The following is a 23,604-nucleotide window of genomic DNA, read 5'->3' on the forward strand; positions in this document are numbered from 1 at the left end:
ATAATAATTTATGCATACCCATTACATACCAGCAAGAAACACCACTACTTAATGAGCTCAAGGAAGCAGCATGGATTAGTTTTTTAATGAAGGCAATATATTATACAGGCTTATCTTTAATCGTTGGTTGGGTATTCTGGTGGAGGATTGTTAAAGAGTACTCAACTGAATTGAAGAAAAAATATATAGCTTATGGGATAGTCATTCAAATACTTCACCTAATCGGACTCTTCTTTATGATTTTAACGCAATTAAACATTACTACAATTTCCGACTACACTAGTAATAGTTTGATTAATTCCAATTTCGATTTGTTGTGGTATGTATCACTTGTATTATCACTAATTGGCTTTGTCTGTCTATTTCGCAATAAATGGTTCGATATCATCTGGATGTTTTTAATTTTACTTTTAAATGGTTTTTCATTTGAATTGAAATCATCTAGTCTTTTAGTATTTAATAACAGCGCCTATCTCTTCGCAATTTCAATTTGGGCAGGAGGGCTTCTGTTTACTCTAAGTTTTTGGCGTAAACACCGATTATTCACCCATACATTCATGCCTTTATTTTCTAAATTTTCATTTTTGTGTATTGTTGTTTTATTAATTACTTCTTTATTTGAGACTATCGCTTATTTATCAAATACGCCAGTGTCGTTAAACCATTGGCTATCTTTTTTACTGTTTAAACTACTTGCTATTTTTGCGGTTATTGTTATTAATGGGATTGTTCGCTCCAAATTATAAAAACAAAATACACTGAACTTACATGCATGTAGCGCTTATTTTATTGATCGTGATCGTCATTTTTATTTCTATCTAATTCAAGTCATTATCCGTATGCTAAGAGCGTACTGATAAACAGAGCATTCCAAATATTACATACAGAAGAATGGTACAAAACGTTATAAAACCAAAATCAGCCATAACACCAATCATTGGCCCCATTATTCCCGCCATTAATCCACCCGAAACACCCGAAAGTAAAGTTTGATAGTCCACTAACGCGCCAAATATTGCACCGATTAATATAGCAATCACCGTAACAACAATCGTTACCAACGTATAATGGCTAGGAAATGCATTGCCAAGAACTACACCAACGGCCAATCCCATCACTCCACTACTTAACATGGCGATATTCATACCGAGATGATAGCTTATTAAAAATTTTATCCTGTATAAAAAAGTATACGTGGCAAAACAAACAATAAAATAACTCATTAATATCAACCAAAATATTACACTCAAATAGTCGTCAGCTCCTTTATTTTCAATATATGTAATCTTCTTGTTACGAAATTCCAGTCGAAAAGAAATACCTGTTGAATAGATAAATTGATTACTTAGACTGTTACTAATGATCCTTCCACTTTACGAAGTTTTGAAGTAGGTGGCTTAACTTTGGAAATTGCATAATTTTTTGTTATACAGGAGGAGATTTTTTTTGGAGAAAACACAAGAGGTTGTTGGCATTATTAACACATATGATTATGAAAATCCTGAACTAAAAAAAGAGGAGCGTTACACTTCTCCCGCGAGCCCATTACCTTTATATGAATTGAAATTATTACAAGAATTTATTCATGGTGTAAATATACAAAACCTTGGGGAGCATCTCCCCCATTTTAAAAAGCAAATGATGCTTATGAAATTTTTTAAAGTTAAAAAAAATCAGCTTGTAGAGGTCTATTCAAAAAATGGGGATCAGAATATCCATACTGTTGGTAAAGTTCATACAATAGGACGAAATTTCGTTATGTTAAAAACACTCTTTACTCGGATTTGGATCCCATACATGACAATTCACTCAGCTAAATCACCGTTTGGCATACCCGCAATTCATAACACACACCAAAATGTCGTCATTGATGAAGAGCTGCGGAAAAAACTATTAACAAACTTCAGTCATACGGTTTCAAATAAACAAGTATTAAGACAACAATTCTTTGAAGAATTATTAGAGACAAATTTGAAAACATGGAAAGGGACAAAACTGACCATATATGCTAAAAACGCAATAAAAGGAAAGATACTTAATATTACGCCTGGAAAGGTTTATTTAAAGCATCAAGATGTGCCTGAAATTTCGACTGCTCATATTACGTATATCAAGCAAGGAAGAGTCACTTCTTTTTTCCAACGGTTATTTTCAAACTGGCTTGGATATAACAAAACCTCTAAAAAATCGTTTCCATAATGGTAATCTTTGTAATAAATTCATTTCAGCTCAATATAATAAATCGATGCATTCTCAAATTAAAGGAGGTAAAGAAACGTGGGAGAACCAATAGTTCCTGAAAATGAGCTCTTTTTAGAAATGAAAGGAAAAAACATATTACTTGTAACCGAGAGAAATCAATTAAGTATACTCGGTCAAACATTTAGACCTATTTTTTGTGGAAAAGTAGTGGAAGTAACAAATGGCTTTATCACACTAGATCCTGTAACTATTAAAATGCACAACGCTCCTTTTTTTAAATTTCCTACGCCATTAAGTTTCCCTATGGAGCATATCGCAGTATTTACGCCATTTGATTGCAAACGACAACTTGTACTTGTTTAGGTTGTTTAGGTTTTCACTCAGAAATTTCATAAGAATAGGAGGTTACTATGGATTTAAATAAACTTGCTACACAACTTGGTATTCGTACGCCAGATATTAATACCATACGACAAACTGTAGTGTCACAAGCTTTTAAGAATAATATAGGTGAAAGAGCATTAGTATTACTCTCCCAATACCCATTTCTAATTATTGGACCAATCGCAGAAGTGGTTAGTGACTATTTAGTGATCGATGCAGAGGTTACGAATATACCAGAGCTTGATGGTGAAAAATTTCGCGTTCACATTGATGATATAGAAGTATTTTATATTGAAAAGGACAACAGGCCTATACCTGATATTAGGAATGGCATGCATGAATAGACAATTTCACATCGTTGCCATTCCTATACGTATTGTTGTCAATCAATTCGGGGATCACGATCCAGAAGGTATGATGTATGTATTAAAGGAAAATGAACATCTCATCAAACAACAAGTCGCTAAGAATCCGTTCACGCCTGTAGATTTAGTTGAGCCATTAGTTATTCGCGCAAATGTAGGCGACGATATTGAGGTTTTATTTGAAAATCAGCTTCCCTTCAATACATCGATGCATATTCAAGATGTAGAATATAATGTTTTTACTTCTGATGGAGCTTTTGTTGGGCGAAATCCGAATACGACAGTTCCACCAGGAAAAAGTATTGTATATAAATGGCAAGTTCATCTTGAAGGAACCCATTTATTTTCAGATTTAGGAAATACATTATCAAGTGAATTAGGGAGTAATGTACACGGTTTGTTTGGTGCACTTTTTGTAGAACCACAGGGATCTACTTGGACTGATCCAATTTCAGGTAAACCAATTAATAGTGGTCTTTTTGCCGATATTCATAATCCATTACTCCCCTCTTATCGAGAATATGGTTGGTTTTTCCATGACGAGGAGGAGGTACACGATTTAACAGGGCAAAAGCCAATTAGTCCTCATACACTTCAACCAGAAGCAACTCATTCCATTAACTACCGTTCGGAGCCTATGCGGAACAGACTACGATTAATTCAAGAAGGTGTTGTTTGTCCAGATTGTGAGGGCGAAGAAGTTCATCACGATTCTTGGGTATTCGGTGATCCAGCTACACCTATTTTACGAGCCTATGTAGGGGACCCCCTAAAAATCAGACTCATTCATGCTGCTGTAAAAGAAACACATTCATTTCACTACCATGTACATCAATGGTTTTCTGAACCAGCAAATCAAAACTCCGACCTTCTTGATGTGCAAGCCATTTCGCCCCAAACGAATTATTTAGTCACACCAGTATACGGGGCCGGTTCATTGCAAGGGGCAATGGGCGATGCTATTATACATTGTCATCTGTATCCCCATTTTGGAGAAGGTATGTGGGGAATTCAACGTAATTTTGATACATTGCAAGATGGTAGTCAGTGTTATCCGAACGGCGTGCCGATTAAAGCACTTAAACCGCTGCCAGATCGACCATTACCACCAAAACCGACACCTGAGAAACCAGGATTTCCAAACTTTGTGCCAGGAATTGTCGGACTTAAAGCTCCCCGCCCACCACTCGGCATTATAGGTGGTAGACCTGCTACTCAAATTGAAAAAAATTCTTTTGCACCGAATGCTGTTCCTGGAGCTGTTTTTGTCAACCCAGCTACTCCAGATGTAAACCCAGTAAGGACCTTTGATGTCGTCCTTATACAAATGCCTATTATTTATAATAAGCAAGGTTGGCATGATCCTGTAGGTCGCTTATATGTTTTAGCCAAGGATGAAGAAGATATACTAGCTGGCAGAAAGGAACCTGAGCCATTGGTTCTACGGGCTAATGCTGGCGAAGTGATCCGTTTTAAATTTACAAATAAGTTACCTGAGACACTTGGCGGAAATGCATTCCAACTAGTGAACCGCACATATGAGGCTGGCATGCATGTTCACTTCGTTAAATTTGACGTTTTGTGCTCAGATGGTGCTAATGTTGGATGGAATTACGATTCAGGCATTCTTTCAGGTGAGACCATTCAATATCAGTGGTTTGCAGATGTAGAGTTAAAAGCAACTTTTTGGCACGACCATTTATTTGCCAACGAACATCAGCACCACGGTGTTTTTGCCGGCATTAACATCCAAGCAAGAGGCTCAAAATTTTTAAGCTCCGTTACTGGTAAAGAAATACAATCCGGTACACAAGCGACAATCGTTAATCCATTAATTCCCGATTTCCGTGAATTAAATTTATTTGTTCAAGATTTTACGATGTTATTTGATAAAGACGGATGTCCACTCAATCCTCCACCGTTTCCTGGTTCACCAGAAGATCCAGGCGTTATGGCTATCAACTATAAAAATGAACCGATTCAATTTCGTTTAAAAAAACCAAATCGTGATCCTGCTTATGTTTTTAGCTCATGGGTGCATGGCGATCCTATTACACCATTGCTTCAAACTTACAATGGAGATCCTGTTCGAATTCGTCTCCTTCAAGGAGCACATGAAGAGTCACATAGCTTTAATCTCCACCGTCAGCGCTGGCATAAAGAACGGCCCAACTTATCTTCAAAATTAGATCAGCAACAACATATAGCTATTGCTGAATCCTTCACGCTTGAATTTAACATGGAAGGTGAAGGAGATTTCGATATGCTCTATCATTACGGCTCCATCGATGATATTTGGTTAGGAAACTGGGGCATTTTCCGATCGTTTGAAAAAAGAGTACCACATTTAATTCCTTTACCAGACCGAGATCCCCCACCGTCACGACACGATCCTTTACCATGTCCTACGGGGAAACCTCCTGAAAAAGCAACACGACCAAAAGAGGCAATTCCACCAAATTCGATTGTTCGAAAATACGAAGTCTCTGCTATAAATGCTCGAATTGACTATAACAATGAAGGAGATCACGATCCTTTTGGAATAATTTTCGCACTCAAGGAAAATGTAGCGAATATTAATTCAAAGAAAGTGAATCCAGAACCTTTAATATTGCGTGCAAATGTTGGAGAATATGTAGAAGTCACACTTACGAATGAATTGAACGATACATTCCATCACGGTGCCCTACATGGTTATCCCGAGGTACCTGTTAGCGCACCATTTCCTCCGTCACAACGAATTTCATTACACGCTCAACTAGCTATTTATGACGTTCGACACTCTGATGGAGCAACTGTAGGATTCAACCCCGATCAGACAATCGCTCCAGGTGAGAGCATAAAGTATATCTGGTATATCGATACTGATTTTGGTTCTGCTAACTTATGGGATATGGCCGACATTCGAAATCACCGACACCACGGGGCATTTGGCATACTAATTGCTGAGTCTCAAGGGTCAAAGTATCTCCATCCAAAGACCAGAAGAGAGGGCAATCTGGGACATCAAGCAATTATTTCTAATCCTTTGCTCCCTGAGTTTAGAGAATTCTCTATCGTTATGCATGATGGGGTAAGACTAGTTGATAGAAATGGGACTGTCATTATTGATCCTGAACCGCTCCTTATCAATGCAGAGGAAGAAGTAGAAGATTTTGAAGATCAAGGCTCCAGAGGCTTCAATTACCGAGCTGAGCGATTTAGCCATTTTGTAGAAAATCTAAATGATGTTTTCAAAGTTTTCAGTGCTGCTAATGTAAAAAATCCGAGCACGCCACTATTTTTGGCTTATCCAGGTGACCCCGTAACATTTCGTTTTGCATTTCCAGCTGATAAACCAAGAGCTCATACATTTATCATTCATGCACACCACTTCTTTAGAAGTAAAAAAGATATGTTTTCTTCAATAGTTTCCTTTAAAGGTAAAGCTACTGTCGGAAGTAATGACGATTTCCTTTTATTCTTTGGAGCAGGTGGACTATCTCAGCAACCAGGAGACTATTTGTATCGTTCAGGAAATATTAGATGGGATATTGAATTAGGTTTATGGGGTATTTTTAGAGTCCTTAAAAGTAGAAATTCATTGTTAGCCCCACTTAAAGACCATTTAGCATCAACTGAAAATGAAGGTGATTCCACATGAAGCGCTGTAAAAAATGCAAAAAACTAACATGTTCCTGTAATAAATCCAACCCAAAAATTCCAACTCCTGTTTTTTCTTCTCCAACTAGCTCACTACCAAAGGCTCAATTAAATGAGTTGAAATTTTGTATAGATGAAGCAAATCAACTACTACAATCACTAGGTTCAGAAAGCGACGTCAACAATACTCGTCAGCTTCAATTACATTTCCTTAAACTTCAAGGTGTACATGTGAAAATAAAAATTAATTGCAAATTTATAGAAAGAACAAAAGATGAAGATACAATAAAAAATCGAGTCATTGAGACAATTGAAGAAAAAGCAGGTTTATTAAGTGTTGCAGGACGCGATTTTATCCAGTTGAACACGAAATGTGGACCACTCTTTATTTTATATACGCGACTCATTTCACTATCCCACATAAACAACTCTCAAGAAGAAGAGCCATACGATTTAGAAATGTTTAAAAATAAAGCTCTCGTTTTAAATTTCGGAGAATTTGTGTCAAAACGTCCTGAATTAATTAATTTATTTTTTGGCATCCCACTTTATCAGCAATTACAAAATTATATAGGAGATACTATTCAAGTTAAAACGGATCTGCTGATGATAACAGGAACCTTATTGTCAGCAACTGAAAACAACATTTATATAAACAACCAAAAAGGTAATCATCATGTTAATATTAATGACATTTCCTTCTTGCAAATTTTGAATAACAAATGGATTGGATAAAGTGCTGATTATCCCCACTTTCCTTATAAAAAAGCCAAATTCCCCCACAATATTTACGGGAATTTGGCTTTCCATATTTTATAACTAAGCTAGTTAATTTGAACTTTATTGTTAGCAAATAATCTAAGTTAGTTTCGTCAGTAACTTGCCTGTAAACCTCTCCATAGACGAGTTCAACAATCGCAGAGGATCATCAATCATTGTGCTGCCTCGCTCTTTTCAAATCGTAAAATCTTCTTTGTTACTATTGCCATCACTACCATGGCAATACTAATCATAAAAATAGGAACATAGACTTTAACACTAAATGCTTCAAATAATAAGCCATACACTATTTGCCCGATTGGTGCCATACATTGTGAAACGGCAATGATAATAGCCATGACCTTCCCTAAGTTTTCATTAGGTGTTTCTTTTTGTACAAGTGTAATAACATAAATGGAGATGATTGTCATAATCATAGCGATTAAAAGTGCGCTCAAAACAAATAAAGTATAGGATGGATAATAGCCAATATTCAGCAGCAGAGGCGTAACCGCTATAGCCATTGGAACAATCAATAACGCAGTAATGAAAATCCAACTATACAAATTAGTGATACCCATTTTTTTTGCAAAGTACCCCATTGATAAAGCTCCTAAGATTGTGGCAAAATCGATTAACCCCATCCCTACTCCATACAGTGTATCACTACTTTGCAATGTAACACGGAGAATAATCGGTACACCTACGACAAACAGCGGTGTTAATAATAAATTTAATAATGCCGCTAAAATCATACATTTGAAGATAAAAGATTGCTTCACAACATAGCGAAAGCCCTCTTTCAAATCATTGACAAGCGTCGGAATAATATGACCGTTCTGCTCTCGCTTTACAAATGGGATTTGAATAAACATCTCTAATAAGGCCGATAAGAAAAAGAACACACCGCTCACCACGACAAGTACTTTTAAGCCAATTAAACCGTACAGTATTCCTCCTAATACAGGAGCAGCTACATTAGACAATGCTTGAATACCATTAACAATTCCATTAGCTTGCTCAAGCTTTTCCTCTTCTACAAGTACTGGAATACTGGCCATCACTGCAGGTGCATACATAGCACTAACGAGGGAAAGCAATACCATCACTACACCAATAAGAAAAATAGAACTATTACCAATTGCTAGCATTGCGAAGAAAATAAAGACAATTATGCTACTCGTAAAATCGAAAATCACCATTAAATTGCGTCGATTAAACCTGTCAGCAATGGCTCCTCCAAGCGGTGCTAGTAAAATTGGGACACTCGATATCGCAAATAGTACTGCAAAAAGATCGGCACGTCCTGTAATATCTAGTACATAAAGTGATAAGGCAAACCTTAAAAGCGCAGAACCTAAAATAGAAATAATTTGCCCAATCACCATCAGGTTAAAATCTTTTGAAAAGCCTTTTCTTTTAATCTGTGTTTCCATTCATTATACCCCTTCCTTTTAGAACTATTAAATTAGCTATCATCCACGCCTATCTTGAATGTGTAAATTGCAAAGACTAAGAAAATAGAATCAGGCATTTTAATTAACCATTTTTATCCACATAAATTAGAAGGCTTCGATTTCCGCTACGGGCTACTCGCTTTCCTGCGGGCGAGCGTCGAGCCGCTTCCTCCGCTGCGCTCCTAGACCGACTGTCGGTTTATAATATTGTATGATACTTCTCCAGAAAAAGGAACTTGTTTGAACTTCCACTAAAATTTTAGAATTGATCATGCTTTTAGGAATAGATCGCTTTCACTATCATCACCTCTTACTCATTTCATATTCAGTTCATAAAGTCATGCTATAGTAAGAAACATGAAAGATTCATGTTTTAGTTGATAAAACTGAAGGGAGATTTTTACGTTGCAGGAGACATCAAAAGATACTACTAAAATGAAGGATTGGCGTCGCTTTGTTCGCTTAGTCAAACAAGCTGAACCACCAATATGGCTTTTAATCATTTCATTAATTATGAGTTTAGCGACTACGGGCGTCGGATTTATCGTTCCGTTATTTACAAAAAAATTAGTGGATGGCTTTTCATTAGAATCCCTTGATTATTGGCAAATTATTTTATTAGGTATTGCTTTTATTGCGCAAGCGATTGCGAGTGGACTTTCCATTTATTATTTAAACCGTGTCGGACATCATGTTGTCGCGAAATTACGAGATCAGCTTTGGAGAAAGCTACTTCATTTACCAATTCCTTATTATGATGAGAACGATACAGGCGAAACATTAAGTCGTGTTACGAATGATACAGCTGTTGTTAAGGAGCTCATTACAGAACACCTTGCAAACTGTTTATCTGGTGTTATTTCGATTATTGGATCCATCATCATTCTATTAATCTTAGATTGGAAAATGACCTTAGTGATGCTGATCGCTGTTCCACTTGCTATGGTTATTTTAATGCTTCTAGGAAGACGTATGTTTGTCATTTCGAAAGGAATGCAAGATGAGACAGCCAAATTTACGTCTGTGCTCAATCAAGTTTTACCTGAAACACGATTAGTAAAAGCTTCAAATGCTGAGAATATTGAATATGAGCGTGGCAAGAAAGGAATTACCAACCTCTTTACGTTTGGCTTAAGAGAAGCTAAAATCCATGCTCTTATTTCGCCACTCATTTCGTTTGTCTTAATGTCAGTTCTTGTGACCATTATTGGTTATGGTGGCGTTCGAGTTTCTTCAGGAGAGCTTACAGCTGGCGACATGGTGGCATTTATTTTATATTTAATCCAAATCATCATGCCAATGACCCAATTAACGATGTTCTTTACACAGCTTCAAAAAGCAATGGGTGCTACAGAGCGAATCAGTGCATTACTTGAACATGAAGAAGAGAATATTTTCGAAGGAAAAACATTAGAAAAAGTGAATCAGCCGATTCATGTAAAAAACGTTAACTTTGCTTATGGTGAAGAACCGATTTTATCGAATATTAATTTTACCATTGAACCTGGTAAAGTTACGGCCATCGTAGGACCTAGTGGTGGAGGAAAAACAACTACCTTTTCTCTATTAGAAAGATATTATCAACCTACTAATGGAAGTATTACACTTGGAGAAACTCCTATCGACACTTACTCCCTACATTCTTGGAGAAGCCAAATCGGCTATGTTGCCCAGGAAAGTGCACTGCTGTCTGGTACGATTCGTGAAAATATTTGCTACGGCATTGACAGAGAAGTGCAGGATGAAGAGCTTGAAAGAGTTGCCAAAATGGCCTATGCTGATCAGTTTATTAATGAATTACCAGAGCAATTTGATACAGAAGTAGGTGAACGCGGGATTAAGCTTTCAGGCGGTCAACGACAACGAATTTCTATCGCCAGAGCACTTTTACGCGACCCTCAAATATTAATGTTAGATGAAGCAACATCTAGTCTAGATAGCAACTCGGAAATCTTTGTTCAAAAAGCATTGGATAATTTAATGCAAGGTAGAACAACGCTTGTCATTGCACACCGCCTTTCAACAGTAGTAGATGCAGATCAAATCCTTTTTGTAGAGAAAGGACATATTACAGGCAGTGGCACACATGATACTTTATTTGAGACGCATGATATGTACCGAGAGTTTGCCAAACAACAATTACGAATAAAAGAGGAATAACGAAGGGATTTGTTAGCATGACAAAACTATTAGTTGTAGATGATGATGCGCATATTCGAGAATTAATTAAAGTATTTTTACAAAATGAAGGTTTAGAGGTAATTGAAGCTACGGACGGTGTGGATGCACTGTCCAAATTGGATTCTGATAAGGTGGATATGATTATTATGGATATCATGATGCCGAGGATGGATGGCTGGGAATTATGCGAAGAAATACGTTCATTTAATGATGATCTACCCATCTTAATGTTAACCGCAAAAGGAGAAACTTCACAAAAGGTAAAGGGCTTTCATCTTGGAACAGATGATTATCTTGTTAAACCATTTGAGCCAGCAGAGCTGATCGTTCGTGTGAAATCAATTCTTAAAAGATACCATATTTCCCTATCACAGCTTGTGGAAGCTGGCTCTATTATATTAAATCGAAATACACATGAAGTCTTGTATAATGGCGAATCTTTAACACTTCGTTTAAAGGAATTTGAACTATTATTTACATTAGCAAGCTATGCTGGAAAAACTTTTTCACGTGAACAGTTAATCGAAGAAATTTGGGGGTACGACTATGAAGGTGATGAACGTACAGTCGATGTTCATATTAAAAGACTTCGTCAACGTTTCCCTCAAGAAACAAGTGGATTTGTTATTCGTACAATTCGTGGCCTAGGCTATCGATTGGAACTTGTTTCATGAAAAGATTAAAAAATAGTTTAAAGCTTTTTTTAATTTTAATGCTTCTTCTTACCATTAGCATCGTATTTGCTTTTATTTCCTACCACATAACGTCCTGGCTTTATGATTGGTTAGGCAAACATCCGCAAGGTTTCTGGCTTCAATTATGGACCGTAGTTGGTGTTTTTGTTCTCTTTGCTTGCTCTGTCATAATCACCTTTTTAATTGGGCTAAAAAAACAGCGGTATTATTGGAATACAATTGTAGATGCATTAAGTCGTATTGCTAAAGGTGATTTTACTGTCAAGTTAGAACTGAAAGCAGATGAAGATCAGTTCGGTCAATTAATTCATGGCATCAACCATATGGCAGTCGAATTAGGTGAAATGGAAAGAATGCGCCAAGAATTTATCTCGAATGTATCGCATGAAATTCAGTCACCTCTAACATCTATTAATGGCTTTGCTAAAGCATTGAAAAACATTGACCTCCCTGAGGATAAGCGACTACATTATTTAGCAATCATTGAGATGGAAAGTAATCGACTATCAAAAATTAGTGACAATTTACTAAAGCTAACGTCGTTAGAATCACAACATCACCCCTTCGAGCCAAGGCATTACCGGCTCGATAAACAATTACGTAATGTCGTACTAACGCTGGAACCAAATTGGCTAGCAAAAAATATCGACATGGATCTTCAATTAGAAAACGTTTCGGTAATGGCGGATGAGGACTTAATGAATCAAGTATGGATGAATTTACTAAACAACAGCATTAAATTCACGCCAGCTGCTGGCATTATTACACTATATATGACGAAGCAAATAGATACGGTCACTATAGCTATTCATGATAATGGTATTGGTTTAACGACGGAACAACAAAATCATGTATTCGAACGATTTTATAAGGCTGACCAATCGAGGACAGCTGAGAATGGCGGAAGTGGCTTAGGACTATCTATTGTCAAGAAAATCGTCGATATGCATAACGGCACAATTACTGTTGAAAGCAAGCTTGCTGAATTCACAACGTTTTTCGTAACATTACCACTAGAAACCAATATGACTCGTGCAAAGGAATAGAGATTCTTTCTTCGTTTGTACGAGTATATTAGGCAGATGAACTAGTAAGCTACTTTTCTAAAATATTGATAAATTTTTTCGAGTTTTTTGCTTTGTCTCCCCTTCTTACTTTCCATATTGCCAAATTCAAAAAACTTCACTTGTTTAATGCCAACAAAATTAAATAATGCTCTTTTCATTAATATTTTATGCGCATTATTCAGCCATAAGAGTGGATATTTTGTTGGCCCCTTCATTGTCGAAATACACACCACTGATTTTCCCTTTAAAAGCCCATCAGGAAATAGCCCCTTTTTATCTTTGTAAGCAAAATTGGCAGCAAACAATTGATCAATATACCCTAAAAGCATTGCTGGTGGTCTTCCCCACCATATCGGATAAACAAAAACGATTTTATCAGCCCACTTAATTTGTTCACGATATTTCTCTAGCTTTGGATCACGAAACATATCACGACGGCGTTTATGTTCATGAAATACTAAAATCGGGTTAAATTGCTCCTCGTATAAATCTAAAACTTGAGTCTCCTTTATGGAAAGATTGTCATGACAGCCCTTAATAACCTCCTGTAAAAAAGCATAATTCAAACTTTTATGATTGGGATATGTATAAATAATTAATGTATTCATCATGCATCCTCCATTACTTATCATTTGATAACAAAATAGTAAACTATCTATTTTTAGTTGTCAAATGATAATTGTTTTAAGATAAGTTTTTTGTTATCTTGTCAGTAAGAGGTGAACCCATTTGGACAAAAAAGAATTATTTAATCAGTTCGTAGCATTTACAGCAGCGGTACACCAAGTAACGCACGAACTAACTCAAAACGTTAAAATCGATAATATTACACCTGTACAATATAAAATTCTAGAATATATAAAAGTAAGCCAGCCAGTTACACCTACTGAAATCAGTGATTGCCAGCATATGTCCTTACCTAATACAAGCCGTGAATTACGAAAACTACAGGAAAGAAAGTTTATTGAAAAAATTAGCGATACTGAGGATCGAAGAAAGCACTATGTTCGCCTAACGGAAGATGGAGAAAAAATAATGGAGGAAGCATTCGCCTGTATAGAAGAGCGCTTTCAACAACTTATCCAACATGCATCTAAAAATGATTTAGAGGACATTCATCATGCATTAAACATTCTTGACGAAAAGGTCTTTAATCCAAAATTATAAAAAGAACCTGCATTGCTTTTCACTATAAGACAAGCATTGCAGGTTCTTTCATTATTTATTATATTGACATAGAAAGCGTTCAACACCTGGGTATTTCTCCCCTAGGTTAACTATGGAAAAACCATAGCGTCGATAAAAATCTACAGCCTCATAATCCGTTTCAGCAATAATTGATGAGTACTTACTTGCGATAAAATTAATCATTTTACTGCCAATGCCTTTTCCTCTTTGATCAGCTAAAACAGCGATATGTTTAATCGCACACTCTGATAAACTTCTCTGTTCTATCCCAATACAACCGACTATTTCACCCTCAACTACGAAGCTATACAATGACCTATTCGATAATAGTATATATTTTTCATACTCTTGTTGAACTTTTTTATCCGAAGTTGCAAAAGAAAGTAGTTTTCTAATAGTTGGAGAAATAGTGTTTGCTTGAACTATATTCATAACGCATCTCCTTAAAAGCTGGTAGCAGGAATGACAACAGCATGACACGCTTGTTCATAAAACTCGATTGGACCCGCTCCTCCAATAATTGCATATTCATACCCCATATCATACATTTCTTTTAAACAATGATGGAGGAGAGAATAGCCTATCCCTTTCACTCGATTAGATTTCGCTACACCCATTGGACCAAAATAACATTTTTTATTTTGATAAATGTCAAATCCAGCAAATCCGACAAGATCTCCCTTATCATCAAAAGCTACATATATAGAAGGTGTAGTATTTAAAAATGCACCCTCAATCGTTTCTGACCACTCTTGTGAAAAATGACTTTCTACGAAATGAATGAGCTTGTTCTTATCATCACGATTGACTCTACGAATATTAGTAGAAATCGCTTCTGGGAAATTGTAAATGTGAAGATGAGTAACCATATCCCTCGAAGTGGTACCTAGCTTTAAAATCAGTTTCATATCTTCTTCCGAAACGAATTCCCCGAGCATATTCGTCTTTATTAGTGCTTTAAGTAAGTGACCTTCATTTAAATAAACCTGGTTATAGTTTTGCATATAGCAAATTGCTTGTTCCAATACTGTTAAAACATCATTTGATACTGGAACAGAAAATAAGCTATGGCTTGTAACTTTCTTTTCTGATTTTTGATCAAAGTCATTAACCAAGGTTCTTAATGAGGCTTCATCTATAGTACATTTTAAAACTATTTCACCAAGTGCCCCCTCTTTTTCTTTTAAACAAGCAAGTAGAAAATGAATTGGTAGTAACAATTTAAGCGGTGAAGATGAGGCTTCTTTCTCCGCATTCTTTATGATCCTTAACATCCGCTTTGTTAATTTTATAGTAGGTGAATTCAAATACCTGCCCCCCTTTCTTTGATTCTTTTCAACTTCTTAATTTTTAACACTTAATAAATAATCTTTATGTTAAATAATTGAAATATTAGGACTTTATCATATCATTAATCTTGTTTTCTAATATAAATAAAATTGAAACTATTAATTTGCGTTTCACAAAAATTAGAAATGACATTTTGCTAAACGTATGTCATGCGTATAAGTTGATTGGAGACTGGACCCCCCCAAGAAAACGCCCAATCGGAGAACAAAAATCAGCCTCTCATTTTGCTGGAGGGACATACTTAATTTCATTAACATACTAGTCTTCAACAACGGAAAGGAGTTGCCCTATGATCAGGGCTACTCCTTTTTAGTGCTGAAAAAAAATGGCAGAGAAACCATTGAGAATGTTTGGCGCTATAGATGGAGATTTCCGCTACACGCTTTCCTGCTGGTGAGCATTAAACCTCTTCCCTACTTTGTGCCACCACTTCGCTTTTGCATAGACCTGTTGTTGCTGAAAATTGAAGTGCTATGCCAGAGGATACACGTTATAGTACTGAGCCATATAAATGATTTCTAATAAATTGATTCACATCGGCAATTAGGGATGACATTTTGCTAAACGTATGTCATGCATATAAGTTGATTGGAGTGGAGACTGGACGACTCCTCGGGGATTAGCAATAGAGGAACGAAGGCTAAAACCATCACATCCTGTGATAACGCCTTCGTGACCAACCTCGGTGCTGCTGCCGCTACGTTAGCACTACGCTTTCGCGCAGAAAACATCTGTTGGCCCGAGACCCTGCAGCGAAGCGAAGCGGCTCATCGGACGCCCCCAGGAAGCTTTGCTCTGTGCGAAAGCGAAGCGTCAGCAAATGTTTTATCTGTGCGAAAGCGTAGCGACAGCAACAACAAAGCGTCCAGTCGGAACGGAAATCAACTACACGTTATGGTAATGATCCTAGTTAGAAAACGTTATGCCAATACATCGTCACTCATCTGCACTTTATTTAATAATATAAAGATGTAAGAAGGAGGAGACTCAAGTGGAAGTAGCAGTGTTAGACAAGAAGTGGATAGAAGAACATTTTGAAACACTTCCATTATGGCAACAGTCAGCATATACCGACTTCGCTGCCATGGTTGCAGATGAAGCCAATACGTTCCCCTGTATTCCAGCAAGAAAAGGTTTTTTATCGAACCATCTTCGTTATAGTTTTATCGGAGATCCACGAGAGGAACAATCGATAAAGACGTTAGCACTATGCTTAAAGGAATACGATAAGCACTGTCAAACATTCGGCAACTATACAACACATACCATTTTCTTCAAAACCCCTAATGATATGCATAAAAACTATAATGTTGCGGATTATAATAATTTATTTTGGTCAGTTTTAAACAATTTAACTAAATTTGATGATATCGATTGGCCAAAGGAAATTCCAACCGATCCATCGCACCATGAATGGGAATTTTGTTTTAACGGTGAGCCTTATTTTGTGTCTTGTGCAACTCCCGCACACAAATTAAGAAAGAGTCGTCATTTCTCAACTTTATTAATGGCATTCCAGCCACGCTGGATATTTGAAGATATGAACGACTCAACGGTATTTGGTCGAAAATTAAAGAAGCTTATTCATCAACGGATTACAGAATACGATGCTATTCCCGCTCATACTGATTTAAAATGGTACGGGCAAGAAGGTAGTTATGAATGGAAGCAATATTTTTTAAGCGATGATAATCGTAGCCCATCGAAATGTCCTTTTTTACGTATGCAAAATTCTCTGATCTTTCCACAGAACAAAGAACATTAAGCTTTCTTACTTTGTTTTTGCCTTTTCATGACAATCCAAGTCGCAATCCCTATTAAGATAATAAAAAGCAGGCTCACGAAAAAACCGAGTCTGCTTGTTTTTTCCCCTAACGTTCCAGACACTGTCACCACAATGAGCAACATGCCTATTCCATTCTTCACATACCCCCACTTCGACAGCTTCATTAGCTTCATATAGGTCACTAAAATAAAGAGCCAATTATAAATCAGCATTAAACCTGCAGCTGTAATCAAATATTCAAAAATCTTTTCTGGCATGAGGAAGCCTATAACAATTGTTATGATTAAACCACAAGCTAAAAAGAGAAATGCAGGAAATGGAATCTTCATTTTCCCCTTCTTCGCCAGAGAAGTCGGGGCATCATGATCCTCTGCCAATGTAATCAGAATTGTTATAACCGCATATAAAGAGCCTACCATTGTTGAAAAACCAGCAATAATTAAAACGCCATTAAAAATATCTGCAACAAAAGGTATATGAAAACCATTAAGCACTGTAATAAACGGGCTTTCCTCAATAGTAAAGCCCTTCCAGTAAACAAGCGCTAAGGCAAGCATAATAGCTATTATAAAAATGACAGTAATTGCAATAATCATCACTTTGCCGGCTTTCGGCGCTTCTTTAGGGTTTTTTAAATCAATGACCATTAAACCCATAACCTCAATTCCTCCAAATGCATAAAAGGCATATAGCAGTCCAAGCCAAATTCCTTTCACACCTTGCGAGAAAAATTCTTCATAATTTACATGCATTGCATCAAGTGCTGCTGAATCCGTGTTAAACCCTTTTATAATTAACACTACCGCTATTATAATAAACATGACAACTGCTGCAGCCTTTAACGCACCAAAAATATTTTGAAATTTTTCAAAGCCCTTCATGCCCATAAGAATAACGGCTAATCCAAGTGCAGCATAAATAGATGCAGCACCCCATAAAGGAAGCATTGGAAACCAAAGCTTTGTAAAAATTCCAAGCGCCGTCAATTGGCTACCCATAATAAGCATCTCAGAGATCAAGTAAATCCAGCCATTACTAAATCCTGCCCAATTTCCAAAAGCTTGCTTTGCATACGTACGGAATGAACCCTTAACGGGATTGTCAACTGACATCTTAACAAGAGCATCATAGACGATATACGTAGCAATCGCAGCTAACAGAAAAGGAATTAAAACAGCAGGACCACTTTTATGTATGGCCATACTTGTTCCAAGAAAAAATCCTGTACCTAGTGTACAACCTATACCGAGAAGCGAAAGCTGCCACCAAGACAACCTCCCTTTACTTGTTTTAGATGTCATTTTGATCAACCCTCCTGCCTTTTGCTTACTTTCTTACTAGTGGCAATGTCATGCACCGAATTCCACCACCGCCTTTTTCAAGCTCTGTGACCTCGATTTCTATCAAATTCTTTTTTTGCAATAATGGATGCTTCGTCCATTGTTGCTTCGTTGCCTGCTTACTAATCAACAGTGTTTCGGGATTCAGATTGATAAAATTGATATCAGGGATTGTATTATATTTTTCAAGCCAGTAAACATCCAAGCCATGATGATTTACAAATTGCTCGGTCATTTCGAAACGACTTGTTTGAGGTGTGAATACATGTACAGGAAAATAACGCATAAAGTTTTTAGCTATTACTAGATTCGCGTTTGCCACATTACAATTCATATCTAAATGAAGTGTATCGGAGCGTCTTGGCAAATCAATGATCGCGATTTCAGAAAATCCTTCTTGGAAGATGCTATCCTTAATACTTTCTACAGCCTCTAACGTTGTTCTCATACCAATATTAATAAGCACAGCATCCCTATTTAAAATCATCACATCTCCACATTCTAAAGCAGTTGACGGTTGTTTAACGTTTAAGATTTTTTCTGGAAACCACTTTTCTAATAATGCGTGCGCATGTGGATACTCCGGACGCCTTAGCGAGCTACCCGCCTCTCCAAGGAACATACTTTTTCCTAAAACACAGGCTAGATCGCGTACAAAGTACCTATTTATAAGCTGCTCACTTACAGTTTTCTCATCATTTATTAGCTCTTTCGAATAGTCAATCACCTTGACACCCGCATTTTCCAGCGTCGTCTTTAATTCCATGAAATTCTCCATTGCTTTTACGTGATTGACAGTAGCACTCCATCCTACATTTTCAGCTATTGTTAAATCTGTTACATCTAATTTTGTAGGCGCGCAAAGCATAACAACCTCAAGCTCTCCATGCTCCGACCAACAATTCGGTTGAAATGAGTCCAAATAGATTCTCCCCTTTTTGAATGACTATCCTCAGCTTAGCGTTACCATCAAAACTGGGATTATACAGACAATGTGTAAATGGAGATCAGCATAATTAAAATCCAAAGGAGGAAATAACTGGTATTTATGTAATTAAAACAAGGACAGATAAATTTATTCAATTAGAAATGAGTGAAACGATGGAATACTATAAATTTTTACGACAATATGTTGGTCATCACCCCATTATTTTGCCAGGTGCAGTTGTATTAATCTTAAATAATGAGAATGAGGTATTGTTACAAAAGAGATATGGTGGAGGTTGGGGGCTTCCAGGTGGTTTGATGGAATTAGGAGAAAGCTTAGAAGATACCGCAAAAAGAGAAGTGTTAGAGGAAACAGGTTTGATGATAGAGGACCTAAAGTTATTAGATATTTTTTCTGGTCCAGATTTTTACCTTAAAGTTTCTAATGGGGATGAATTCTACTCCGTTACAGCCGTCTATTATACGAGAAATGTTAAAGGAGATTTAGTAATTGATTATAAAGAATCAGAGACAATGCAATATTTCTCACTATTAAAATTACCAGATGGAATCGATAGTAGATATATTGAACCGTATGTATCACAGTTAGTTAATAAGCTTTAGAGAGAAAACTTATTAAACGAATATAATTTGTTTTCTCTCATTAGCGTGTTGAAAAGCAGTTGAATATAAGCTTCATCAATGAAAATACTGATGATAAGCTTGCTCAGCATCCATCTCGCTTGTAAACATTAGAATATCATTTGTTATTGGATAATAATTCTCAAATAGAAAAAGCGCCAGTTCATTTGGATGATCCGGATTATTCACAACTGCCGCTTCCTGTATGTTCGCTACTTCCTGAAATTGTGGGTTTCGATAAAAAATGTAGACAATATCTCCTGCATTATATTGCTGCTTCATCCCATCACCTTCCTCTGATTTTCCTTCAGTTTGGTGTAAGAAGAAGGAAATTATAATTAATTTTTGATTTCCCTGTAGATATTCATTAAAAATATTCCCCACCTACCACTGCTCCTATCATAAAACGTTTCAATTAGAATATATATTAATTTGTGTGATAAATTTCACTATATTTGATCCTAATATATTACCACTGAACATTCTGATTATTTGGTACATTTGAGAAAAGGAGGAGGAAATATGATTAAACAATCAGTTATTGAAAATGTACTTGAAGCTGCGCTTTCAACAGGTGGCGATTTTTCCGAAGTTTTCATCGAGGATAAGTTTGTCAATGAATGTACATTGCAAAGTGGAAAAATTGAACAAAGTATTTCTGGACGTGACTTTGGCATTGGTATACGAATTTTTTCTGGTCTTCAGAGCATCTACACTTACACAAACGATTTTTCAGAGGAAGGCTTACTAGCAGCAGCAAAAAGAGCAGCACTTGCCATTAAAGGAGGTGCTACCGGGACGATTCAACCACTAAAAAAAGAAATTATTACACCTATTCATAACATTATCATTCTACCAAACAGTGTGGAACATGCTAGAAAAGCAACAATCATGCGACAGGCTAATGACATTGCTAGAAATTATGATGAACGCATCAGTCAAGTTAAAGTTCGGTATTTTGACGAAGAGCAGCATGTTTTAATCGCCAACTCAGAAGGAAAATTTGTAGAAGATACGCGTATTCATAGTCGACTTGCCATCCAGGCAACTGCCTCCGAGGGCAAAGAAATGCAAACTGGCTTCTACGGTCCTGGCGCACATGCTGGCTTTGAATTTATCGAAAATCTAGATTTAGAGCACTATGCTGGTGAAGCTGCACGTATTGCGGTCACAATGCTTCATGCCGATGAATGTCCTAGCGGAAAATTCCCAGTCATCATTGATAATGAATTTGGCGGTGTTATATTTCACGAAGCTTGTGGTCATGGACTTGAGGCTACAGCAGTCGCGAAAAACAATTCCGTTTTTGCAAATCGTCTTGGTGAAAAAGTTGCCCCTGATATTGTTACATATATTGATGATGGCACACTTCCAAACGAATGGGGTTCCCTTAACATTGATGATGAAGGGGAAAAAACACGAAAAAACATCTTAATTGAAAATGGAATTTTAAAAGGCTACATGATTGATAAATTTAATGCGCGCCGTATGAATGCTGAACCAACTGGATCTTCACGTCGCCAATCCTATCGTTTCAATCCAACATCTCGAATGACGAACACATATATCGCTCCAGGCACATCTAAACCTGAGGAAATTATTGCATCTACCGAATATGGAATTTATGCAAAATATATGGGTGGCGGTCAAGTAAATCCATCGACTGGTGACTATAACTTCGCGGTTATGGAAGCTTATATTGTGAAGGATGGAAAAATCGATCGTCCTGTACGTGGTGCAACACTAATAGGTAACGGAGCAAAAACATTGCAGCTAGTTGATCGCGTTGGAAATAATCTTGCGCATGGTGCCGGCATGTGCGGATCCATTAGTGGTAGTCTTCCTGTCAATGTTGGTCAGCCGATGATTCGTGTTAGCGAAATGACAGTTGGAGGAACAAAGGGGGAATAATTGATGAACATTGCTGAATATCAAGAAAAACTACTAGATCAGGCGATAGAAGCCGGTTTTACAGAGGCTGAAGTTTATTATGAACGGAAAAATACTTTTAAGTGTATGCTTTACGAAGGACAAATTGATAGCTATGAAACGTCTGAGGATGGAGGCCTAAGTCTACGTGGGCTGCATAACGGAAAAATGGGCTACGCCTATACAGAAAAACTAGACGATGATTCGATGTCCTTTTTAATCAACAGTGTAAAAGCAAATGCAGACGTTCTAGATGAAGATGAGGGCATAGATATTTTTGAAGGCAGTAATGAATACACGCCACATGAATTTTACAATGAAGAATTAGAGACGATCGGAATTCCTGAAAAAATAGAGCTGCTCCGTTCAATTGAACAAAAAATCCGTGCCTACGATTCGCGCATTGTAACACTTGATTACTGTTTCCTTCAAGAATATACTACTGAACGTTCATTAACGAATAGTAAAAACCTTGCCCTATCACATAAGGAGAATGGCTTAGTTATTTTCCTCTCCACGGTTGTAAAAGAAGGTGAGGAACTGAAAACAGGTGGTTATTTGAAAATGACACGTGATTTTCATTCTCTTAATGCTGATGATATTGCAAAAGAAGCGGCTGAGGAAGCTCTTACGAATTTAGGTGAAAAATCAATTCCAGCTGGCAAATATCCAATTGTCCTACGCTCAGACGCGGCAGCATCATTATTAAGTACCTTTATGCCGATACTCTCAGCTGAAAATGCTCAAAAAGGCCAATCCTTATTAAATGGAAAGGTCGGACAAAAAGTGGCGTCAGAGGTTATTACATTGCTGAATGCTCCATTCCATCCGGCTGCTTTGTCTGGAGCAAGTTTTGATGGAGAGGGTGTTGCGACAAAAGAGCAGGCAATTATTTTAGATGGCACACTCCAAACATTATTGCATAATAGAAAAACGGCGAAAAAGGACGGTTGTAAAACAACTGGGCATGCACATAAAGACTCCTACAAAGGTACTTTATCTATTGCGCCCCAAAATTTATATATTTCGACTGGTCAGAAATCTCAAGATGAGTTAATTAACTCGGTTACTGACGGAGTACTTATTACAGATTTATCAGGGCTTCATTCTGGTACGAATACAGTTTCTGGTGATTTTTCGGTTGCAGCTTCAGGATTCCATATTCAAAATGGCAAAATTGTCTCCCCTGTCAAGCAAATGACAATAGCCGGAAACTTTTTTGAGTTCTTAAATGATATCGAAGAAACTAGTTCAGAGCTTTACTTCCTACCAGATGGGTACGGCTCCCCTACCCTCCTTGTGAAGGAGCTATCAGTGACGGTGGAATAAAATAGAAAAAGCGATTCACATAATATAAATTAAGCTAGGACATACGGTACTTCTCAGCAATGCTTGTCGCTAATCATTGCGACAAGCTTTTTTGATTGCAGCTGAATTGCTATTGTTCTTGTCATCCTGCTTGATTGGGATAATAGAAAGCATTTTCGCCGCGGCGGTTATATGTTCTGGTAACCTGAACCCCATTTATAGAAGAAAGTCATCGGCCCTACATAACGATGCATTTTATAATCAAGAAATGTATTCCCCTCCATTCGTACTATGAATAATACGTCGAGGTTACATTTATTATTTCATATAGGAAAACGCTCAATAAGGTTGACTGTATTAACTTATCGGTTAAATTTTCTTA

Annotated in this window: 22 protein-coding genes; 14 read left to right on the top strand and 8 right to left on the bottom strand. The window is 37.0% G+C overall.

The window, feature by feature from the left end; genetic code table 11:
- Positions 1 to 86: 86 nt before the first annotated feature.
- Positions 87 to 746 carry a hypothetical protein gene (locus ACQKMI_RS06050; protein ID WP_427487746.1) on the top strand — a complete coding sequence of 220 codons (660 nt, stop codon included), beginning with the start codon at positions 87 to 89 and terminating at the stop codon, positions 744 to 746.
- Positions 747 to 842: 96 nt separating this feature from the next.
- Here the strand turns inward: ACQKMI_RS06050 and ACQKMI_RS06055 are convergent, their stop codons facing one another.
- Positions 843 to 1,133, bottom strand: a complete 291-nt coding sequence (locus ACQKMI_RS06055) for a hypothetical protein (RefSeq protein WP_427487747.1) — start codon at positions 1,131 to 1,133, stop codon at positions 843 to 845.
- Between the two features lie 313 nt (positions 1,134 to 1,446).
- Between ACQKMI_RS06055 and ACQKMI_RS06060 the strand changes: the two genes are divergently transcribed.
- The 5 genes from ACQKMI_RS06060 (at position 1,447) to ACQKMI_RS06080 (ending at position 7,328) form a co-directional block, all read left to right on the top strand.
- Positions 1,447 to 2,199: a hypothetical protein gene (locus ACQKMI_RS06060; RefSeq protein ID WP_427487748.1), complete on the top strand. Its 753-nt coding sequence runs from the start codon at positions 1,447 to 1,449 to the stop codon at positions 2,197 to 2,199.
- 78 nt (positions 2,200 to 2,277) lie between these two features.
- On the top strand, positions 2,278 to 2,565 hold the full coding sequence (locus tag ACQKMI_RS06065) for a hypothetical protein (RefSeq protein ID WP_427487749.1): 288 nt from the start codon (positions 2,278 to 2,280) through the stop codon (positions 2,563 to 2,565).
- A 47-nt stretch (positions 2,566 to 2,612) separates the two neighbouring features.
- Positions 2,613 to 2,930 (top strand): hypothetical protein, encoded by a 318-nt coding sequence (locus ACQKMI_RS06070; protein WP_427487750.1) that lies wholly within the window; start codon positions 2,613 to 2,615, stop codon positions 2,928 to 2,930.
- Positions 2,923 to 6,594 (top strand): multicopper oxidase domain-containing protein, encoded by a 3,672-nt coding sequence (locus ACQKMI_RS06075; protein WP_427487751.1) that lies wholly within the window; start codon positions 2,923 to 2,925, stop codon positions 6,592 to 6,594. The genes ACQKMI_RS06070 and ACQKMI_RS06075 overlap by 8 nt, the downstream gene beginning before the upstream one ends.
- A complete protein-coding gene (locus tag ACQKMI_RS06080; protein ID WP_427487752.1) occupies positions 6,591 to 7,328 on the top strand; it encodes a hypothetical protein in 738 nt (245 codons plus the stop codon). Before ACQKMI_RS06075 ends, ACQKMI_RS06080 begins: the two co-directional genes overlap by 4 nt.
- A gap of 197 nt (positions 7,329 to 7,525) precedes the next feature.
- Here ACQKMI_RS06080 and ACQKMI_RS06085 read toward each other — a convergent pair whose 3' ends face one another.
- On the bottom strand, positions 7,526 to 8,788 hold the full coding sequence (locus tag ACQKMI_RS06085; RefSeq protein WP_427487753.1) for an MFS transporter: 1,263 nt from the start codon (positions 8,786 to 8,788) through the stop codon (positions 7,526 to 7,528).
- 426 nt (positions 8,789 to 9,214) lie between these two features.
- On the opposite strand from ACQKMI_RS06085, the gene ACQKMI_RS06090 reads away from it, so the two are divergent.
- The 3 genes from ACQKMI_RS06090 to ACQKMI_RS06100 are packed head-to-tail and all read left to right on the top strand — an operon-like array spanning position 9,215 to position 12,731.
- Complete coding sequence (locus ACQKMI_RS06090) at positions 9,215 to 10,969, top strand: ABC transporter ATP-binding protein (RefSeq protein ID WP_427487754.1); 1,755 nt, start codon at positions 9,215 to 9,217, stop codon at positions 10,967 to 10,969.
- A 17-nt stretch (positions 10,970 to 10,986) separates the two neighbouring features.
- On the top strand, positions 10,987 to 11,664 hold the full coding sequence (locus tag ACQKMI_RS06095) for a response regulator transcription factor (protein WP_427487755.1): 678 nt from the start codon (positions 10,987 to 10,989) through the stop codon (positions 11,662 to 11,664).
- Positions 11,661 to 12,731 carry a HAMP domain-containing sensor histidine kinase gene (locus ACQKMI_RS06100; RefSeq protein WP_427487756.1) on the top strand — a complete coding sequence of 357 codons (1,071 nt, stop codon included), beginning with the start codon at positions 11,661 to 11,663 and terminating at the stop codon, positions 12,729 to 12,731. The genes ACQKMI_RS06095 and ACQKMI_RS06100 overlap by 4 nt, the downstream gene beginning before the upstream one ends.
- A 41-nt stretch (positions 12,732 to 12,772) precedes the next feature.
- Here ACQKMI_RS06100 and ACQKMI_RS06105 read toward each other — a convergent pair whose 3' ends face one another.
- The gene (locus ACQKMI_RS06105; RefSeq protein WP_427487757.1) at positions 12,773 to 13,360 is read right to left on the bottom strand and encodes an NAD(P)H-dependent oxidoreductase; all 588 of its coding nucleotides are present in this window, start codon (positions 13,358 to 13,360) and stop codon (positions 12,773 to 12,775) included.
- Between the two features lie 121 nt (positions 13,361 to 13,481).
- On the opposite strand from ACQKMI_RS06105, the gene ACQKMI_RS06110 reads away from it, so the two are divergent.
- Entirely contained in the window at positions 13,482 to 13,919 is a 438-nt protein-coding gene (locus tag ACQKMI_RS06110; protein WP_427487758.1) for a MarR family winged helix-turn-helix transcriptional regulator, read from the top strand.
- 51 nt (positions 13,920 to 13,970) lie between these two features.
- Here the strand turns inward: ACQKMI_RS06110 and ACQKMI_RS06115 are convergent, their stop codons facing one another.
- Together ACQKMI_RS06115 and ACQKMI_RS06120 are read right to left on the bottom strand one after the other, a co-directional pair.
- The gene (locus tag ACQKMI_RS06115; RefSeq protein WP_427487759.1) at positions 13,971 to 14,372 is read right to left on the bottom strand and encodes a GNAT family N-acetyltransferase; all 402 of its coding nucleotides are present in this window, start codon (positions 14,370 to 14,372) and stop codon (positions 13,971 to 13,973) included.
- Positions 14,373 to 14,383: 11 nt separating this feature from the next.
- A complete protein-coding gene (locus tag ACQKMI_RS06120) occupies positions 14,384 to 15,247 on the bottom strand; it encodes a GNAT family N-acetyltransferase (protein WP_427487760.1) in 864 nt (287 codons plus the stop codon).
- A gap of 1,034 nt (positions 15,248 to 16,281) precedes the next feature.
- On the opposite strand from ACQKMI_RS06120, the gene ACQKMI_RS06125 reads away from it, so the two are divergent.
- On the top strand, positions 16,282 to 17,055 hold the full coding sequence (locus ACQKMI_RS06125; RefSeq protein WP_427487761.1) for a YqcI/YcgG family protein: 774 nt from the start codon (positions 16,282 to 16,284) through the stop codon (positions 17,053 to 17,055).
- Here the strand turns inward: ACQKMI_RS06125 and ACQKMI_RS06130 are convergent.
- Positions 17,052 to 18,377, bottom strand: a complete 1,326-nt coding sequence (locus ACQKMI_RS06130) for an amino acid permease (RefSeq protein ID WP_427487762.1) — start codon at positions 18,375 to 18,377, stop codon at positions 17,052 to 17,054. The genes ACQKMI_RS06125 and ACQKMI_RS06130 overlap by 4 nt on opposite strands.
- Positions 18,378 to 18,402: 25 nt before the next feature.
- The gene (locus ACQKMI_RS06135) at positions 18,403 to 19,338 is read right to left on the bottom strand and encodes an arginine deiminase family protein (RefSeq protein ID WP_427487763.1); all 936 of its coding nucleotides are present in this window, start codon (positions 19,336 to 19,338) and stop codon (positions 18,403 to 18,405) included.
- Between the two features lie 179 nt (positions 19,339 to 19,517).
- Here ACQKMI_RS06135 and ACQKMI_RS06140 point away from each other — a divergent pair, with 179 nt between their 5' ends.
- Positions 19,518 to 19,967, top strand: a complete 450-nt coding sequence (locus ACQKMI_RS06140) for an NUDIX hydrolase (RefSeq protein WP_427487976.1) — start codon at positions 19,518 to 19,520, stop codon at positions 19,965 to 19,967.
- 75 nt (positions 19,968 to 20,042) lie between these two features.
- Here ACQKMI_RS06140 and ACQKMI_RS06145 read toward each other — a convergent pair whose 3' ends face one another.
- Positions 20,043 to 20,267: a transcriptional regulator SplA domain-containing protein gene (locus ACQKMI_RS06145; protein ID WP_427487977.1), complete on the bottom strand. Its 225-nt coding sequence runs from the start codon at positions 20,265 to 20,267 to the stop codon at positions 20,043 to 20,045.
- 240 nt (positions 20,268 to 20,507) lie between these two features.
- Between ACQKMI_RS06145 and ACQKMI_RS06150 the strand changes: the two genes are divergently transcribed.
- Together ACQKMI_RS06150 and ACQKMI_RS06155 are read left to right on the top strand one after the other, a co-directional pair.
- Positions 20,508 to 21,896: a TldD/PmbA family protein gene (locus ACQKMI_RS06150; RefSeq protein WP_427487764.1), complete on the top strand. Its 1,389-nt coding sequence runs from the start codon at positions 20,508 to 20,510 to the stop codon at positions 21,894 to 21,896.
- Between the two features lie 3 nt (positions 21,897 to 21,899).
- A complete protein-coding gene (locus ACQKMI_RS06155) occupies positions 21,900 to 23,243 on the top strand; it encodes a TldD/PmbA family protein (protein WP_427487765.1) in 1,344 nt (447 codons plus the stop codon).
- Positions 23,244 to 23,604: the final 361 nt, after the last annotated feature.

This window comes from Lysinibacillus sp. NPDC097214, assembly GCF_050277945.1.
Taxonomy (GTDB): Bacteria; Bacillota; Bacilli; order Bacillales_A; family Planococcaceae; genus Lysinibacillus; species Lysinibacillus xylanilyticus_B.

What these genes read in the sequence shown, in the direction of transcription:
- ACQKMI_RS06140 (WP_427487976.1), top strand. Translation starts at nt 19,518, where the DNA reads ATGGAATACTATAAATTTTTACGACAATATGTTGGTCATCACCCCATT.
- ACQKMI_RS06080 (WP_427487752.1), top strand. Translation starts at nt 6,591, where the DNA reads ATGAAGCGCTGTAAAAAATGCAAAAAACTAACATGTTCCTGTAATAAA.
- ACQKMI_RS06155 (WP_427487765.1), top strand. Translation starts at nt 21,900, where the DNA reads ATGAACATTGCTGAATATCAAGAAAAACTACTAGATCAGGCGATAGAA.
- ACQKMI_RS06145 (WP_427487977.1), bottom strand. Translation starts at nt 20,267, where the DNA reads ATGAAGCAGCAATATAATGCAGGAGATATTGTCTACATTTTTTATCGA.
- ACQKMI_RS06075 (WP_427487751.1), top strand. Translation starts at nt 2,923, where the DNA reads ATGAATAGACAATTTCACATCGTTGCCATTCCTATACGTATTGTTGTC.
- ACQKMI_RS06085 (WP_427487753.1), bottom strand. Translation starts at nt 8,788, where the DNA reads ATGGAAACACAGATTAAAAGAAAAGGCTTTTCAAAAGATTTTAACCTG.
- ACQKMI_RS06150 (WP_427487764.1), top strand. Translation starts at nt 20,508, where the DNA reads ATGATTAAACAATCAGTTATTGAAAATGTACTTGAAGCTGCGCTTTCA.
- ACQKMI_RS06050 (WP_427487746.1), top strand. Translation starts at nt 87, where the DNA reads ATGAAGGCAATATATTATACAGGCTTATCTTTAATCGTTGGTTGGGTA.
- ACQKMI_RS06070 (WP_427487750.1), top strand. Translation starts at nt 2,613, where the DNA reads ATGGATTTAAATAAACTTGCTACACAACTTGGTATTCGTACGCCAGAT.
- ACQKMI_RS06115 (WP_427487759.1), bottom strand. Translation starts at nt 14,372, where the DNA reads ATGAATATAGTTCAAGCAAACACTATTTCTCCAACTATTAGAAAACTA.
- ACQKMI_RS06095 (WP_427487755.1), top strand. Translation starts at nt 10,987, where the DNA reads ATGACAAAACTATTAGTTGTAGATGATGATGCGCATATTCGAGAATTA.
- ACQKMI_RS06100 (WP_427487756.1), top strand. Translation starts at nt 11,661, where the DNA reads ATGAAAAGATTAAAAAATAGTTTAAAGCTTTTTTTAATTTTAATGCTT.
- ACQKMI_RS06055 (WP_427487747.1), bottom strand. Translation starts at nt 1,133, where the DNA reads ATGTTAAGTAGTGGAGTGATGGGATTGGCCGTTGGTGTAGTTCTTGGC.
- ACQKMI_RS06105 (WP_427487757.1), bottom strand. Translation starts at nt 13,360, where the DNA reads ATGAATACATTAATTATTTATACATATCCCAATCATAAAAGTTTGAAT.
- ACQKMI_RS06130 (WP_427487762.1), bottom strand. Translation starts at nt 18,377, where the DNA reads ATGACATCTAAAACAAGTAAAGGGAGGTTGTCTTGGTGGCAGCTTTCG.